Origin of the sequence: Aquimarina rhodophyticola, from assembly GCF_042434915.1 — a bacterium.
In the GTDB taxonomy this organism is placed as follows: Bacteria; Bacteroidota; Bacteroidia; order Flavobacteriales; family Flavobacteriaceae; genus Aquimarina.
The window spans coordinates 3271264-3285605 of sequence record NZ_CP170198.1 but is presented as its reverse complement, the minus strand read 5'-3'; the positions used below and the strand labels follow the sequence as shown (position 1 = coordinate 3285605).

15 protein-coding genes are annotated in these 14342 nt (G+C 33.9%); 5 read left to right on the top strand and 10 right to left on the bottom strand.

Annotation, left to right across the window (positions count from 1 at the left end; translation table 11 throughout):
• Nucleotides 1-20: 20 nt before the first annotated feature.
• Complete coding sequence (locus tag ACE939_RS14205) at nucleotides 21-650, bottom strand: 4'-phosphopantetheinyl transferase family protein (RefSeq protein WP_378186261.1); 630 nt, start codon at nucleotides 648-650, stop codon at nucleotides 21-23.
• A gap of 137 nt (nucleotides 651-787) precedes the next feature.
• On the opposite strand from ACE939_RS14205, the gene ahcY reads away from it, so the two are divergent.
• On the top strand, nucleotides 788-2104 hold the full coding sequence (ahcY, locus tag ACE939_RS14200) for an adenosylhomocysteinase (protein WP_378186260.1): 1317 nt from the start codon (nucleotides 788-790) through the stop codon (nucleotides 2102-2104).
• An 80-nt stretch (nucleotides 2105-2184) separates the two neighbouring features.
• On the opposite strand, the gene ACE939_RS14195 is transcribed toward ahcY, so the two are convergent.
• The 4 genes from ACE939_RS14195 to ACE939_RS14180 form a co-directional block, all read right to left on the bottom strand.
• Nucleotides 2185-2520, bottom strand: a complete 336-nt coding sequence (locus tag ACE939_RS14195) for a hypothetical protein (protein WP_378186259.1) — start codon at nucleotides 2518-2520, stop codon at nucleotides 2185-2187.
• 95 nt (nucleotides 2521-2615) lie between these two features.
• The gene (gene rpmA / locus ACE939_RS14190; RefSeq protein ID WP_378186258.1) at nucleotides 2616-2876 is read right to left on the bottom strand and encodes a 50S ribosomal protein L27; all 261 of its coding nucleotides are present in this window, start codon (nucleotides 2874-2876) and stop codon (nucleotides 2616-2618) included.
• 27 nt (nucleotides 2877-2903) lie between these two features.
• The gene (gene rplU, locus ACE939_RS14185) at nucleotides 2904-3410 is read right to left on the bottom strand and encodes a 50S ribosomal protein L21 (RefSeq protein ID WP_378186257.1); all 507 of its coding nucleotides are present in this window, start codon (nucleotides 3408-3410) and stop codon (nucleotides 2904-2906) included.
• Nucleotides 3411-3497: 87 nt separating this feature from the next.
• Nucleotides 3498-3971 carry a DUF4199 domain-containing protein gene (locus tag ACE939_RS14180; protein ID WP_378186255.1) on the bottom strand — a complete coding sequence of 158 codons (474 nt, stop codon included), beginning with the start codon at nucleotides 3969-3971 and terminating at the stop codon, nucleotides 3498-3500.
• A 158-nt stretch (nucleotides 3972-4129) separates the two neighbouring features.
• Here ACE939_RS14180 and ACE939_RS14175 point away from each other — a divergent pair, with 158 nt between their 5' ends.
• Both ACE939_RS14175 and ACE939_RS14170 read left to right on the top strand, forming a co-directional pair.
• A complete protein-coding gene (locus tag ACE939_RS14175; RefSeq protein WP_378186254.1) occupies nucleotides 4130-5455 on the top strand; it encodes a M16 family metallopeptidase in 1326 nt (441 codons plus the stop codon).
• 10 nt (nucleotides 5456-5465) lie between these two features.
• The gene (locus tag ACE939_RS14170; RefSeq protein ID WP_378186253.1) at nucleotides 5466-7532 is read left to right on the top strand and encodes an insulinase family protein; all 2067 of its coding nucleotides are present in this window, start codon (nucleotides 5466-5468) and stop codon (nucleotides 7530-7532) included.
• Nucleotides 7533-7565: 33 nt separating this feature from the next.
• Here ACE939_RS14170 and ACE939_RS14165 read toward each other — a convergent pair whose 3' ends face one another.
• The 5 genes from ACE939_RS14165 to mutY form a co-directional block, all read right to left on the bottom strand.
• On the bottom strand, nucleotides 7566-8456 hold the full coding sequence (locus ACE939_RS14165) for a DMT family transporter (protein ID WP_378186252.1): 891 nt from the start codon (nucleotides 8454-8456) through the stop codon (nucleotides 7566-7568).
• 65 nt (nucleotides 8457-8521) lie between these two features.
• The gene (gene gldD / locus ACE939_RS14160; RefSeq protein WP_378186251.1) at nucleotides 8522-9109 is read right to left on the bottom strand and encodes a gliding motility lipoprotein GldD; all 588 of its coding nucleotides are present in this window, start codon (nucleotides 9107-9109) and stop codon (nucleotides 8522-8524) included.
• A complete protein-coding gene (locus tag ACE939_RS14155; protein WP_378186250.1) occupies nucleotides 9081-10424 on the bottom strand; it encodes a gliding motility-associated protein GldE in 1344 nt (447 codons plus the stop codon). The genes gldD and ACE939_RS14155 overlap by 29 nt, the downstream gene beginning before the upstream one ends.
• 24 nt (nucleotides 10425-10448) lie before the next feature.
• The gene (locus tag ACE939_RS14150; protein ID WP_378186248.1) at nucleotides 10449-10904 is read right to left on the bottom strand and encodes a single-stranded DNA-binding protein; all 456 of its coding nucleotides are present in this window, start codon (nucleotides 10902-10904) and stop codon (nucleotides 10449-10451) included.
• 121 nt (nucleotides 10905-11025) lie between these two features.
• A complete protein-coding gene (gene mutY, locus ACE939_RS14145) occupies nucleotides 11026-12078 on the bottom strand; it encodes an A/G-specific adenine glycosylase (RefSeq protein ID WP_378186247.1) in 1053 nt (350 codons plus the stop codon).
• 131 nt (nucleotides 12079-12209) lie between these two features.
• On the opposite strand from mutY, the gene ACE939_RS14140 reads away from it, so the two are divergent.
• Nucleotides 12210-12500: an HU family DNA-binding protein gene (locus ACE939_RS14140; protein ID WP_024768281.1), complete on the top strand. Its 291-nt coding sequence runs from the start codon at nucleotides 12210-12212 to the stop codon at nucleotides 12498-12500.
• A 282-nt stretch (nucleotides 12501-12782) separates the two neighbouring features.
• Nucleotides 12783-14321: an Rne/Rng family ribonuclease gene (locus ACE939_RS14135; RefSeq protein WP_378186246.1), complete on the top strand. Its 1539-nt coding sequence runs from the start codon at nucleotides 12783-12785 to the stop codon at nucleotides 14319-14321.
• The last annotated feature ends 21 nt before the right edge of the window (nucleotides 14322-14342 follow it).

Sequence of the window (14342 nt, the reverse complement as noted above, 5' to 3'; positions counted from 1 at the left end):
TATTGATGAATACATGCGTTTTAATTATAGGGCTGAGCGTACACGCAAGTAAATCCTTCAAACTCCATAAAACTAATAGTATAGTACGAAATTTCATTTCTATAATTAATACACCCTGCAGTAAAAGGCATATTGAGATCAAACGGTACAATATCAATATGCTGTTCAAAACTTAGACCAGGTGTTGCATATAATTTATACAAAGATTCTTTTGCACCCCAAATTACAGTAAGTGCACGTACTTTTTGTTCATTACTTGCCACAAACTCTGCCTCAGAGGCAACAAATTTATGCGCAATTCGCTCTATCTTTTCCCTTTGCTTTTCTATATCGATACCTACTGGTTTATCACTGATTATTATTGCTGTAAAAATAAAAGAATGTGTAATTGAAATAAAGCGACCATCACTAAGATGCGGTTTACCAAATTCATCATAAAACAAATCATGGTCGGTATAGTTAGCTATAGCAAGTAAATGCCGAATACTCATAAAACCCCTACGATGGATATCCGATTTCATATTATCGACACGTTGCTGGCAAGTATCGGTAAGTAAAATGCCGTCACTTAACCAATCAAAAGATTCTTCAATCTTCCAAATCAATATATTAGTGTTCTCGTCTACTGTTATAGTTTTGTAAAGAGGCATTTAGATTTTTAAAGTTATTACGTACCTTTGCAAACCAAAAAACATGCTTTATCTATGTTTTTTGGAGCACAACGAATTTAGAATAAATTAGCACGATTTACTAAAATAATTATGCTGTATAACTAAAAAATATATTTATGAGTATTAAAACATTGCCGTACGTTCCTTACAAAGTGAAAGATATTTCATTAGCAGCTTGGGGAAGAAAAGAAATCGAATTAGCTGAAGCTGAAATGCCTGGATTAATGTCTCTACGTGAAGAGTACAAAGATTCTCAACCTTTGAAGGGTGCACGTATAGCTGGATGTTTACATATGACAATACAAACAGCTGTTTTAATTGAGACATTGGTCTCCTTGGGAGCTGATGTAACTTGGAGTTCTTGTAACATTTTTTCTACACAAGATCAAGCAGCTGCTGCTATCGCAGAGGCTGGTATACCAGTTTATGCTTGGAAAGGAATGAATGAAGAAGAATTTAATTGGTGTATCGAGCAAACATTATTTTTTGGAGAAGAGCGACAACCTCTCAATATGATTCTTGATGATGGTGGAGATCTAACCAATATGGTGCTAGATAAATATCCAGAATTAGCCGAAGGCATTAACGGTCTTTCTGAAGAAACGACTACTGGAGTACACCGTTTGTATGAAAGAGTTAAAAACGGAACTTTACCAATGCCTGCTATTAACGTTAATGATTCGGTTACTAAATCCAAATTTGACAATAAGTATGGGTGTAGAGAAAGTGCTGTTGACGCTATCAGACGTGCAACCGATACGATGTTAGCTGGTAAACGTGTTGTAGTTTGTGGTTATGGAGATGTAGGTAAAGGAACTGCAGCGTCTTTTAGAGGAGCTGGATCTATCGTAACAGTTACAGAAATTGACCCAATTTGTGCACTACAAGCGGCTATGGACGGTTTTGAAGTTAAACGTTTAGAAACCGTAATTAGTAATGCCGATATTGTAATCACTACTACAGGTAATAAGGATATTGTGCAAGCTAGACATTTTGAAGCCTTAAAAGATAAAGCCATTGTTTGTAATATAGGTCATTTTGATAATGAAATTGACATGGGATGGTTAAACGCTAATCATGGGCATACAAAGGATGAAATCAAACCTCAAGTGGATAAATATACCATTGATGGAAAAGATATCATCATATTAGCCGAAGGTCGCCTTGTAAACTTAGGGTGCGCTACAGGTCATCCAAGTTTTGTAATGAGTAACTCATTTACAAATCAAACACTTGCTCAAATAGAGCTTTGGAATCATCCAGAAAACTACAAGAACGATGTTTATATGCTACCAAAACACCTTGATGAAAAAGTAGCAGAATTACACTTATCAAGACTTGGTGTAGAATTAGAAAAACTTCGTCCAGAGCAAGCCGAATATATCGGGGTAACGGTAGATGGTCCGTTTAAACCAGAGTACTACAGATACTAAAAGCAATATAATATAATACACCCCCCTTTTTTAAATGATAAAAGAGGGGGGTTTTTTATTACAAATCAAACTGATAAAAATTACTTGCGCTTCCTAAAAATATAACTCATCCATACTGGATCATTTTCTTCAGAGACTATGGATTGTCTATCTACAAACTCCCAATTTGACGCATTCATATAGTTTAGCAAATCCGAAGAACCTTCGAGATCTTCGAGTTGTTTAATTGTAATAGACTTACCTATCAGAGATTTCTGCTCTTGTACTTTTATTCGCTTTACGCGTCCGCTATTATTTGCTTTTTGTATAACAATAACTTCTAGATAATCATATTTAGGGATTTCTTGTGATATTCCACTACTTGCTAAAAAAATAAATAAAATACTTGCTAAAATTCCGTTTACTGTATAGTTCATAACTGATGTAAATTAAAAGATCAAGTTACATATAAAAAAGAAAACCCTTCTTTAACTAGTTAAAGAAGGGTTTTAAACTTTAAATAAAATACTATCTAAGCTTCAAATGGAACTATAGAAACGTATGATTTATTATCTTTCTTTTTTCTAAATTGTACCATACCATCAACTTTGGCATGCAATGTATGATCTTTACCAGCATAAACATTTTCTCCTGGTCTGTGCGCTGTACCTCTTTGTCTAACAATGATGTTACCAGCTACGGCTGCTTGACCACCAAATATCTTTACACCTAAGCGTTTCGATTCTGATTCTCTACCGTTCTTAGAACTACCTACTCCTTTTTTATGAGCCATTTTCTTAAGATTTTAAAATGGTTAGACTTATTTTTGCAAAGCTTCAATTAGATCTGCTTTCTTCATAGAAGAAATACCTTCGATCCCTTTACTTTTTGCCAAATCCTTTAATTGAGCAACAGTCATTGCGCTCAAATCTTCAGACTTATTACTTTCATTTTTGTCTTCTGCCTTTTTAGGCGCTGCTTTTTTAGGTTCTGCTTTAGAAGCCTTTTTTGCACCAGATCCTTCGATACTTTCGATTACGATCTCGGTCAAAGCTTGACGGTGACCATTTTTAACACGGTAACCTTTACGTCGTTTCTTTTTGAAAACAATAACTTTGTCACCTTTAAGGTGTCTAGTGATTTTTGCTCCTACTAGAGCTCCATCTATAGCCGGGGCGCCAAGGTTGATCGTATCACCATCGCCAGTTAGAAGAACTCTATCAAAAGAAACTTTGTCTCCTTCTTCTCCTGGTAAACGATGTACAAACACTTTTTGGTCTTTTGCAACTTTAAATTGCTGCCCTGCTATCTCTACAATTGCGTACATAGCGTAACGTTTAATAATTAAAATAAATAACACCTAATTTTATAGGCGGGTGCAAATATACTTTTAAATAATTAAACCACAAATGTTTTATGAATTTAACGGTGGAGAATTAGGGCTTTTTTTTGCATTCCAACTATCTTTAAATAATTGCATAAATGATAACGTTAAGACAAAAGTAGTAGCAAACCCCATAATTGCAGCAACAAATACTACAATACCTACTCCTACATGATAATGTGTACTCCAATTATCGAGCATCATTGGAAGGAAATCAGTATTAAGATTTGTTACATAAACTGCAAAAAAAGCTGTAAAAATTAAAGTTGCATTAAAACCAGTTAATAAACCAGCCATAAATCCTTTTTGGTATTCAAATTGATCCCCTTTTTCTGCCTTGTACCGTTTCATAACCATATACAATCCAATGGCTACAATAATACCGTTACCTAAACTATAGATCGGATTTGTTTGAACCCCAAATACAGAAAGTAATATAAAATATAAAATTAACCCTAAAGCAATACTTATCCCATAGGTTATTGGAAGTGTTGATTTTTTCATAAATTAAAATTATTTTAATACTCTAAGATAATCATTATCAAGAGTGTAATTCCCTAAAAACCTGTTAATTTTGGCAATAACCCACTACTCATTTCTTTTTTTCTGTAACAAACGTGTGTATATATCTACATATTTATAAACTTTTAGCAGTAAAACCTATGAAAAAAATAGTACGTACACTTTTCTTCGGAACCGTCATTTCGTTTTCAAGTAATAGTCAAGAGGTAAGCTTCACTGAGTACGATCTCAAAAATGAGTTGCATGTTATTTTGCATCAAGACAACACCGCTCCAGTAATTACAGTAGGTGTAATGTATCACGTTGGTGCAAAGGATGAAGATTCAGGAAGAACTGGATTTGCACATTTCTTTGAGCACTTGCTATTCGAAGGCACTAAAAATATCGAGCGAGGTAAATGGTTTGATATTGTATCTGCTAATGGAGGACGCAATAATGCCAATACTACTCAGGATAGAACATATTATTATGAAACTTTACCCTCTAATAGTTTAGAACTAGCACTATGGATGGAATCAGAACGTATGCTTCATCCAGTAATCAACCAAATAGGTGTTGATACTCAAAACGAAGTTGTAAAAGAAGAAAAAAGACAACGAATTGACAATGCACCTTATGGCAAAATTATCTATCGCACAGGTATCAATAAGTATATTTTTAAAAAACATCCTTACGGGCAATCCGTGATTGGTAGCATGAAAGATCTCGACGCAGCTACGCTTGAAGAGTTTATAGCATTTAATCAAAAGTTTTACAATCCCAACAATGCCACACTTGTCATAGCTGGCGATTTTGAATTGGAGTCTACACTAAACTTAATTTCAGATTATTTTGGACCTATTACCAATAAAGGTCAAAAAATAAAGAGATCACCAATTTTGGAAGATGACATTTTACAAGAAATCAATGCTATAGAAAAAGATGCAAATATTCAAGTTCCAGCCAAAGTCTTAGTTTACAGAACGCCTAAACAAACTGAAAGAGATGCTTATGTTCTTGACTATATTTCTTCAATACTAACAGGAGGCAATAGCTCTCGTATGTATAAAAATATGGTCGAGGATAAAAAGATGGCATTAGAGGTTCTTGCGTTTACAGATGCACAAGAAGATTATGGCACATATATAATGGGGGCACTACCCTTGGGTGATGTAACGCTAAGCACTTTACAAAAGGAAATGGATAAGGAAATCCTAAAATTACAAAATGAACTGATTACTGAGAAAGAATTTCAAAAGCTACAAAATCAATTTGAAAATCAATTTGTGAATGCAAATTCTAGTATTCAAGGAATTGCTAATTCCCTCGCTCGCTATTACACGCTTTATAACGATACTAATTTGATAAATAAAGAAATAGAGATTTATCGCAGTATTACACGTAATGACATTCAACGTGTAGCCAAAGCTTATCTAAACAAAAATCAACGGCTTAATCTCGATTATTTACCAGAATCAAGCAACTAAAAAATTTAAAATGAAAAAGTATAGTTTCTCACTTATAATATGTATTTGCATATCAATAAACGTATTTGCGCAAGTTGATAGGACAAAAATGCCAACACCTGGACCCGTTCCAACTTTAAACTTGGCAGAACCTCATGAAATGATTTTAGACAATGGCTTAACTGTCTTGATTGTTGAAAACCATAAGTTACCACGAGTATCCATTAGCTTATCCTTGGACACACCTCCACATATTGAGGGTAATAAAGCTGGAGTTAGCAGTATCGTATCTCAAATAATGGGAAAAGGAACACTTTCTGTTCCAAAAGATCAGTTTAATGAAGAAGTTGATTTTATTGGCGCCTTTTTTAACATTGGTATTGACGGTGGTTACGCTCAAGCTTTATCAAAATATACCGAAAAAATTTTCACTCTATTTTCAGATGCAGCTTTGCACCCTAATTTTACCGAACAAGAACTCAACCTTGAAAAGAAAAAAATTATAGAAAGTCTTAAATCTGGTAAAAACAGTGCTGCTACCGTCGCGAGCCGTGTCACTAATGCCTTAGCTTATGGCAAAGGACATCCAAAGGGAGAATTCGCAACCGAAGAAACTATAAATTCAATTACCCTAGATGATGTAAAAACATACTATCGTAACTACTTTGTTCCCTCTAGTGCCTATATGGTCATTAGTGGGGACATATCCATTGAGCAAGCTCAAATTTTAGTCCAAAAACATTTTGTTACATGGAAAGCTGCCAAAGCCCCCTCGTTTGGTATACCGCCTGTTGTTGACGCTCAATACCGACAAATTAACTTTATTAATATGCCTAATGCGGTTCAAACAGAACTTGCAGTTATGAATATTACGAATCTTAAAATGGCAGACAAGGACTATCATGCAGCATTGATTGCAAATTACATCTTAGGAGGTTCTTTTGGGAGTTATATTAATATGAATCTAAGAGAAAAGAACGGGTATACGTATGGAGCACGATCTATTTTGCCTGTTAATAAACATTACAAATCAGCTTTTAGGGCTTACACCAAAGTAAGAAATATGGTCACAGATAGTGCTGTGATTGAAATTTTAAATGAGGTTAAAAGAATTCGGACTGAAGAGGTGGATGACAACATTTTAAAAAATGCGAAAGCTAAGTTTTTAGGCGATTTTATTCTAGCATCCGAGAGCGACAGAACTTCAGCTGTGCGCAGTATTGAAATAAAAACGCAGGATCTCCCTAAAGACTTTTACAAAACTTTTATTTCAAAAATTAATGCTGTGACCAAAGCCGATGTTCAACGAGTTGCTACGACTTATTTTGACTTAAAGAATGCGAGAATTGTTCTTGTAGGGAAAGCAAGTGAAGTTTTACCAAACTTGGAGAAGATATCTTTTGAAAATAAAAAAATTCCGATTTTATACTTTGATGCATATGGTAACAAAACCGAAAAGCCTAAACTTACAGCAGCCACACCTTCAGGTATCACTGCGCAAACAGTGCTTAATTCCTATTTCACAGCTCTAGGAGGTAAAGACAAGCTTAAAAAAATTAGCTCGGTATATGTAAAGGCTGAGGCAGCTTTTAATGGAGCTATTTTAGGACTGTCATCCAAAACTACAAATAAAAATCAATCGGCAATCGAAGTGAGTTTTGGCGGTATGACAGTTCAAAAAGTGATTTTTAATGGTGCAACGGGCTATGCCATGAATCAGGGAAAGCGGATTGAATATAACGAGGAACAAATTGCTATGGCCAAAAAAGAGTCCTACCCTTTTGCAGAAATTAACTATAACAATGCCGAATTTGACAAAACAGAACCCTATAAAGATGGAACTGTATATGTTTTAAAACTTGATGAAGATAAAACCTCTTATTTTGATAGCGCTACAGGGCTAAAAGTCAAAGAGACAACTAATAGAAATCAAGATGGATCTAAAATTGCAATTACAGTAATGTATGATGATTACCAAGAGGTAGATGGCATACAATTCCCATTTACAATTTCTCAATCTTTAGGACCGCAAACTATTGATTTTAAAGTAAAAGAAATACTATTAAATGAGAAAGTTTCTGAAGAAGATTTTAATTAAATCCCAATACAAAAAAAATCCAAGGTTCGTTTCTTATTTGAGCGAACCTTTTTTGCTTCTATTAGAAAGATAAACCCCAAAGACAATAAGACAGGCTGCGATACCTTGATATATTGTGAATTTTTCTCCATCCAATAAACCCCATAATAAAGCTACAATAGGAATTGTATATGTAACAGAAGTCGCAAATACAGGAGTACTTATCTGCACCAGTTTATTAAATAGTACTTTTGCCACACCCGTTCCTACCACTGCCAAAATGCCTACATATATCAAACTGGTTTGAACTTCGTCTTGCTCAATTACTTCATTGTTCATAAATCCAGAAAAATAAAGTACTAGCAAAGATGGAAGAACCAAAATTAAAAAATTTCCATTGGCAATGGCCATTGGAGAAATATTTTGCATATAGCGTTTAATGATATTTACATTTGTAGCATAACAAAAAGAAGCGACTATAACTAATAATGCATAATAATAGTTCTGATTAGGATTCACGTTTGCCCCCTCCCAGATCAAAGCCAAACATCCTAAAAATCCAACAATTACACCAATGATTTGGTTTCTATTAGACTTTATTGAAAATAGCACTATGCCCAAAACAAGGGTGACCAAAGGGGTGGTTGAGTTGAGTATAGAGGCAATGGCACTATCGATCTCTGTCTCTGCAAAAGCGAATAAAAATGCTGGTATAAAAGTTCCTACAAAAGCAGAAATCGTCACCCATTTCCACTCATTTTTTTTGATTGTTCTTATACTTTTAAACCCTATTAGAAACAAAAAGATCGAGGCAAACAACGTTCTTAACGCACCTAATTGTAACGGAGTTAACCCTACTAAAGATTTTTTAATTAATATAAATGAACTCCCCCAAACTAATGAGAGTATTATTAAATAAAGCCATTTTGACGAATTACTTTGCATATTTTAGAAATAAGGTTGCAAAAGTGATTAAAATATCATCAAATACGAATATTTATCAAATAAAATTATTTAGCTGTTTTCCAAGTGATAGATTCCATCAAATGTTGAATATCATTTCGCAAATATTGTGCTGCTGGTAATATAGAATCATAGTTTGGACGTACATCAAAGTATGCAGATCCAGATATAAAATGATTCACACTATCTGTAACATAAAATTGCGCTTGTGAGGCGGCATTTCCAGAAACCTCATAAAACATACCGTACACCTTTTGTTCCTCGTTAATATAAGGTTTTTGGGCAATGCCATCTGCTTTTACAACGTGTTCTTGAGTAAGGTTTTGAGCATCTCTCAATAAAGAATCCAAATTGTTATCAATTGGGTAATATGAAACATATAGTTTTGCATGTAACCTAGAGTATTCGAGATTATACCAGCATTTACTGCGTTTATTTACAGGAATTAATTTAGCTACCTTATTAATTTCAAAAGTATAAAGACATGGGGTTTCGGCCTTTACATATATAGGTGTTGGATAATCTAACCTAAGCATGGCTTTTGGTTTGGGCAAGGTTTCACCTCCACACGATATGCAAAACACAGTCAAAACTACCATCCAACTTTTACTCATCCTCATCAATCGTACTATCATTTATCGTCAACTTTACTTGTTTAATTCTCTTATTATCTAAAGATTCTATTATAAAATCATAATTTTCAATACTCAGAGTTTCATTTTTTTCTGGAAAATTACCTGATATTTCTAATAAAAACCCAGCAATTGTTTCAGCATCCCCCTTACGTGTTTCAAAAATAGTAGTATCCTCAAGCTTAAGAACCTTATAAAAATCCTTTAATGCAGTTCGTCCTTCGAACACATAGTTTTTATCATCCAATTTGGAGAAAATAAGATCTTCATCATCAAATTCATCACTAATATCTCCCACGATTTCTTCAATAATATCTTCCAAAGAAATTAAACCACTGGTTCCTCCATACTCATCGACTACGATTGCCAAATGATTTTTCTTATTCTTAAAATCATTTAATAAATCATCAAGCTTTTTATTCTCTGGTACAAAGTAGGGTTCACGCATTAAAGTATTCCAATCAAAATCCTTTTCATTAATATATGGTAAAAGATCTTTGACATATAAAATTCCTGTTACTTGATCTATACTTTCATTATAGATAGGAATACGTGAATAGCCATTTTTGATAATTTCGGGAATAATTTCGTGAAATTTGGCCGCCTGATTAAGTGCAAAAACATCCATACGGGGTCGCATGACTTGCTTTGTATCTGTATTTCCAAAATTTACAATACCTTCAAGAATTTTTTTCTCTTCTGAGGTTGTATCTGTATCCGATGTAAGCTCTAAGGCTTGAGATAGTTGATCAACACTAAGATTGGATTTTTGTTTTCCCAATCTCTCGTGTATGCCAATAGTTATTTGCCTCATTGGAGAGCTAAGGGGGGATAAAAGCCAATCCAAAACCCTAAGGGGTCGTGCCATGACTCGTGAAAATTTCACTTTGTTTCTACTTGCATAGATTTTAGGTAAAATTTCACCAAATAAAAGTATCATAAAAGTTACTACAACAACTTCTATCAAAAAACGTAAATTGACATAATCAAATAATAGATAATCTACGTTTTTTAAATATACTTCTCCTAAGCTATCAAAAAGTAATACGATCGCTATGTTTATAAAATTATTAGCAACCAATATAGTAGCCAAAAGCTTTTTGGGCTTACTTAAAAGACGAAGAAGGATTTTCAGATCTTTTTCTGGGACCTGATCCTCTTCTCTAAGATCAGATGGAGTAAGCGAAAAGAGTGCTACTTCGCTCCCACTAATCAACGCTGAAAAAACCAGCAGGATAAATAAAATAAAAATATTGATCGTTTGCCACGTATCAATTATTAAAAACGGTATAAATAAGGCTTCAGGATCAGGGTCCAAGGTATTTGGGTTTAGTTAAACATTTTAGAACGGAAGATCATCCTCTTCGGCTCCTGTGTTGGGTTCTGTATTTTGACTTTGATTTAGTACAGACTCATTAGGACTGTTTGACAGTTGTTGATTAGAGGTGTTTTGATTTTCGGTCTTGGGAGTAAGAAACGTAAAATCTGTACATTGTATCTCTGTACTGTACCGATCTTTTCCTTGCTCATCTTGCCACTTACGTGTTTTCAAACGACCTTCGATATATACCTTATCACCTTTTGTAAGATACTTTTCACAAATTTCTGCGGCTTTATTTCTAACCACTATATTATGCCATTCGGTTGAATTAACCCTCTCTCCAGTAGACTTATTAACATAAGAGTCATTAGTAGCTAAAGGAAATCTACCAATACAATTCCCTCCTTCAAAATAGTGCATTTTAACTTCGTCTCCGGTATGACCGATCAACATTACCTTATTAAGTGTTCCAGACATAGCATATTTTTTTTGTACTTGTTAAGTACGATATAATAGTTAAACGAAACTTTTAAAATTAATAGTATAATAATTTAAGTCCTATATTAACAATAGTAAATGTACTAAAAAAGCCCAATACCTAAAAAAACGATTCTATAAAGTTACCAATAAGTACAGGCACGGGGTACTCATGTATAGTTTCGGCAGAAATTAAATACTGATTTTCCTTTAATATAGGTGCTTTGGCAAGCGCTACGATGTAAAATCTAGTATATAAATGTTGATGAGATAATTTATGAATAATTGGTTCTTCTTTATATATAGATAATGAAAATGGTTGCTCTGTTACCAATTGTAAAAAAGCTTCTTCTTTTTGAAGTTCAGTAGCTTCTTGAAGTTTATCTGATTCTATTAGCGGAAACTCATAAAGCCCTTCCCAGATACCAACATTTTTGCGTTGTTGAAACATAACCTTACCATCAGGGAGTTTAAAAATGATATAATTAAAATATCGCTTCTTTATTTTTAATTTCTTTAACTTTACAGGTAATACCGAAACCTTATTGTTTTGCATAGCAAAACAACGATCATTAAACGGACATACGGTGCAATCAGGACTTTGGGGCTTACATTGGATGGCTCCAAACTCCATAATGGCTTGATTAAAAACATCAGGGCTCGTTCTATCAATAAGCTCTGCCGCCAAACCCTTAAATTCTTTTAAAGCAGGAGAGCTATTAATAGGAGTTTCTATTCCAAAAATTCTCGATAATACTCTATAGACATTACCATCGATTACTGGCACTACTTCTTTATAGCAAATAGAAGCGATAGCACTAGCTGTATAATCCCCAATTCCCTTTAATTTAATCAATCCATTATAATCCTTGGGAAAGATACCGTTATATTCGTTTACCACATATTGTGCAGTAAAATGTAAGTTTCTAGCTCTAGAGTAATAACCCAAACCTTGCCATAACTTAAGCACCTTTTCTTCACTTGCAGCAGCTAGATCAAAAACGGTTGGAAAAGAAGATTTGAAGGCCAAATAATACGGTAAACCTTGACGCACTCGTGTCTGTTGCAAAATAATTTCACTAAGCCAAATACTATATGGATCCTTAGTTTGTCTCCAAGGCATATCCCTTTTGTGCTCTAAGTACCAGATTATTAGTTTTTTACCAAATTCCATCGTTAATTTTTACAATTTGCTAAATTAATTCTTTAAAGGCGATAATTTAATCTTAAGTATTGATATTTTGGAATTTAAATTGTTATATTTGCCCCCTTGAAAATTTAAAAAACCCCTAAATAGGTATAATAATGACTAAAGCAGATATCGTAGCAAAAATTTCAGAGAAGCTAGGAATTGAAAAAGGTGATGTACAGGCAACTGTTGAAACATTTATGGAAGAAGTAAAAAGTTCTTTGGAGAGTGGTGATAACGTATACTTAAGAGGATTCGGAAGTTTTATTATCAAAACTAGAGCTGAAAAAACTGGTCGTAATATTTCAAAAAATACTACAATAAAAATTCCAGCACACAATATACCAGCATTCAAACCGGCAAAAGTATTTGTCGAAGGTGTAAAAACTAATGTAGAAGTTAAGTAATTAATAATCAATAAATATTATACACTATGCCAAGTGGTAAGAAACGTAAAAGACATAAGGTTGCTACGCATAAGCGTAAAAAAAGAAGAAGAGCTAACCGTCACAAGAAAAAGTAGTTAGTAACTACTTTTTCTTTTTAGCAGTTCATTGAAATCAAAATAAAGCTGACTGTTTATGTATTATACAGTCTCTTTATTTTAATGGAATTTAGAAAATTCCTGTGAAAATTTTGTTTAATCCATCTGTCTCGATTCAATCGAGGTGGATAAAAATCTTATCAGAGTGAACAAAGAATTGATCATTAGATCTGGTTCATCTACAGATTTTGCCTTATTAAAAGATGGAAAACTTGTTGAATTTCACAAAGAAGAAGATGACAGTAATTTTGCAGTAGGCGATATTTTTATTGCCAAAATTCGCAAAGCTGTTCCTGGTCTTAATGCCGCATTTGTAAATGTGGGGTATGAAAAAGATGCCTTTTTGCATTACCATGACCTAGGACCTCAAGTATCTACTTTATTGAAATTTATCAAACGTGTAAGCACAGGTAAGCTAAAGGATTATTCTTTAAAAGATTTTCCTATAGATAACGATATTGACAAAAACGGTGTTATCACCGATGTTCTCAAATCAAATCAATCGCTATTAGTACAAATCGTAAAAGAACCTATTTCTACAAAAGGCCCTAGAATAAGCTCAGAGCTGTCTATTGCTGGTAGATATATTGTATTAGTTCCGTTCTCTAATCGAGTATCAATTTCTCAAAAAATCGAATCTTCAAAAGAGAAGGAACGTCTTAAACGACTTGTTAAAAGCATTAAACCCAAAGGTTTTGGGATTATTGTGCGTACTGTAGCCGAAGGTAAAAAAGTCGCAGAACTAGACAAAGATTTACAAAATCTGATTGAACGTTGGGAGACTATGTCCAAAAAATTACATAGAGCTCCACATCCTTCCAAAATTTTGGGAGAAATGAACAGAGCATCCTCGATATTGAGAGATGTATTCAATGATTCATTTACTTCTATTTGTGTGGATGACGAAGTACTCTACAATCAGATCAAAGATTATGTGCATGAAATTGCACCAAAAAAAGAATCTATCGTAAAATTACATCAATCCAATACGCCTATTTATGAAAAATATGGCATTGAACGACAAATTAAAACAAGTTTTGGTCAAACAGTTTCCATGAGCAAAGGTGCTTATCTGGTTATTGAACATACCGAAGCTATGCATGTTATTGATGTAAATAGCGGAAATCGTTCTAATAAAGCAAAAAATCAAGAAGATACGGCTCTCGAAGTGAATCTTATTAGCGCTACAGAAGTCGCAAGGCAACTACGCCTAAGAGATATGGGCGGTATTATTGTAGTAGACTTTATTGATATGAATAATGCAGATAATCGCAGAACGCTTTTTAATCATCTTAGAGAAGAGATGAAAGACGATAGAGCAAAACATAAAATTTTACCACCTAGTAAATTTGGTCTTATTCAAATCACAAGACAGCGTGTAAGACCAGAGATGAACATCAAAACTCGTGAGGACAACCCTAACGGAGGAAAAGGCGAAGTTGAGGCGCCAATAGTTTTGCTGGACAAAATTAAAGTGGATTTAGAAAGAATTATTAAAAAAGACAAGAAAAAGATTACGCTTAGTGCCCACCCTTTTATTGCTGCTTTTTTAACAAAAGGTTTTCCATCTGCCCGATCAAAATGGTTTATAGACCATAAGCGATGGGTAAAGATTATACCTAGAGATGCTTACACATATTTAGAATATCATTTCCATGACAAAGATGGTAACGTGATAGGATAAAAAATAAAAGCCCGATTTATA

What these genes read in the sequence shown, in the direction of transcription:
- ACE939_RS14140 (WP_024768281.1), top strand. Translation starts at nt 12,210, where the DNA reads ATGACTAAAGCAGATATCGTAGCAAAAATTTCAGAGAAGCTAGGAATT.
- ACE939_RS14180 (WP_378186255.1), bottom strand. Translation starts at nt 3,971, where the DNA reads ATGAAAAAATCAACACTTCCAATAACCTATGGGATAAGTATTGCTTTA.
- gldD (WP_378186251.1), bottom strand. Translation starts at nt 9,109, where the DNA reads ATGATAGTACGATTGATGAGGATGAGTAAAAGTTGGATGGTAGTTTTG.
- ACE939_RS14165 (WP_378186252.1), bottom strand. Translation starts at nt 8,456, where the DNA reads ATGCAAAGTAATTCGTCAAAATGGCTTTATTTAATAATACTCTCATTA.
- ACE939_RS14205 (WP_378186261.1), bottom strand. Translation starts at nt 650, where the DNA reads ATGCCTCTTTACAAAACTATAACAGTAGACGAGAACACTAATATATTG.
- ahcY (WP_378186260.1), top strand. Translation starts at nt 788, where the DNA reads ATGAGTATTAAAACATTGCCGTACGTTCCTTACAAAGTGAAAGATATT.
- ACE939_RS14170 (WP_378186253.1), top strand. Translation starts at nt 5,466, where the DNA reads ATGAAAAAGTATAGTTTCTCACTTATAATATGTATTTGCATATCAATA.
- ACE939_RS14175 (WP_378186254.1), top strand. Translation starts at nt 4,130, where the DNA reads ATGAAAAAAATAGTACGTACACTTTTCTTCGGAACCGTCATTTCGTTT.
- rplU (WP_378186257.1), bottom strand. Translation starts at nt 3,410, where the DNA reads ATGTACGCAATTGTAGAGATAGCAGGGCAGCAATTTAAAGTTGCAAAA.
- rpmA (WP_378186258.1), bottom strand. Translation starts at nt 2,876, where the DNA reads ATGGCTCATAAAAAAGGAGTAGGTAGTTCTAAGAACGGTAGAGAATCA.
- mutY (WP_378186247.1), bottom strand. Translation starts at nt 12,078, where the DNA reads ATGGAATTTGGTAAAAAACTAATAATCTGGTACTTAGAGCACAAAAGG.
- ACE939_RS14195 (WP_378186259.1), bottom strand. Translation starts at nt 2,520, where the DNA reads ATGAACTATACAGTAAACGGAATTTTAGCAAGTATTTTATTTATTTTT.
- ACE939_RS14150 (WP_378186248.1), bottom strand. Translation starts at nt 10,904, where the DNA reads ATGTCTGGAACACTTAATAAGGTAATGTTGATCGGTCATACCGGAGAC.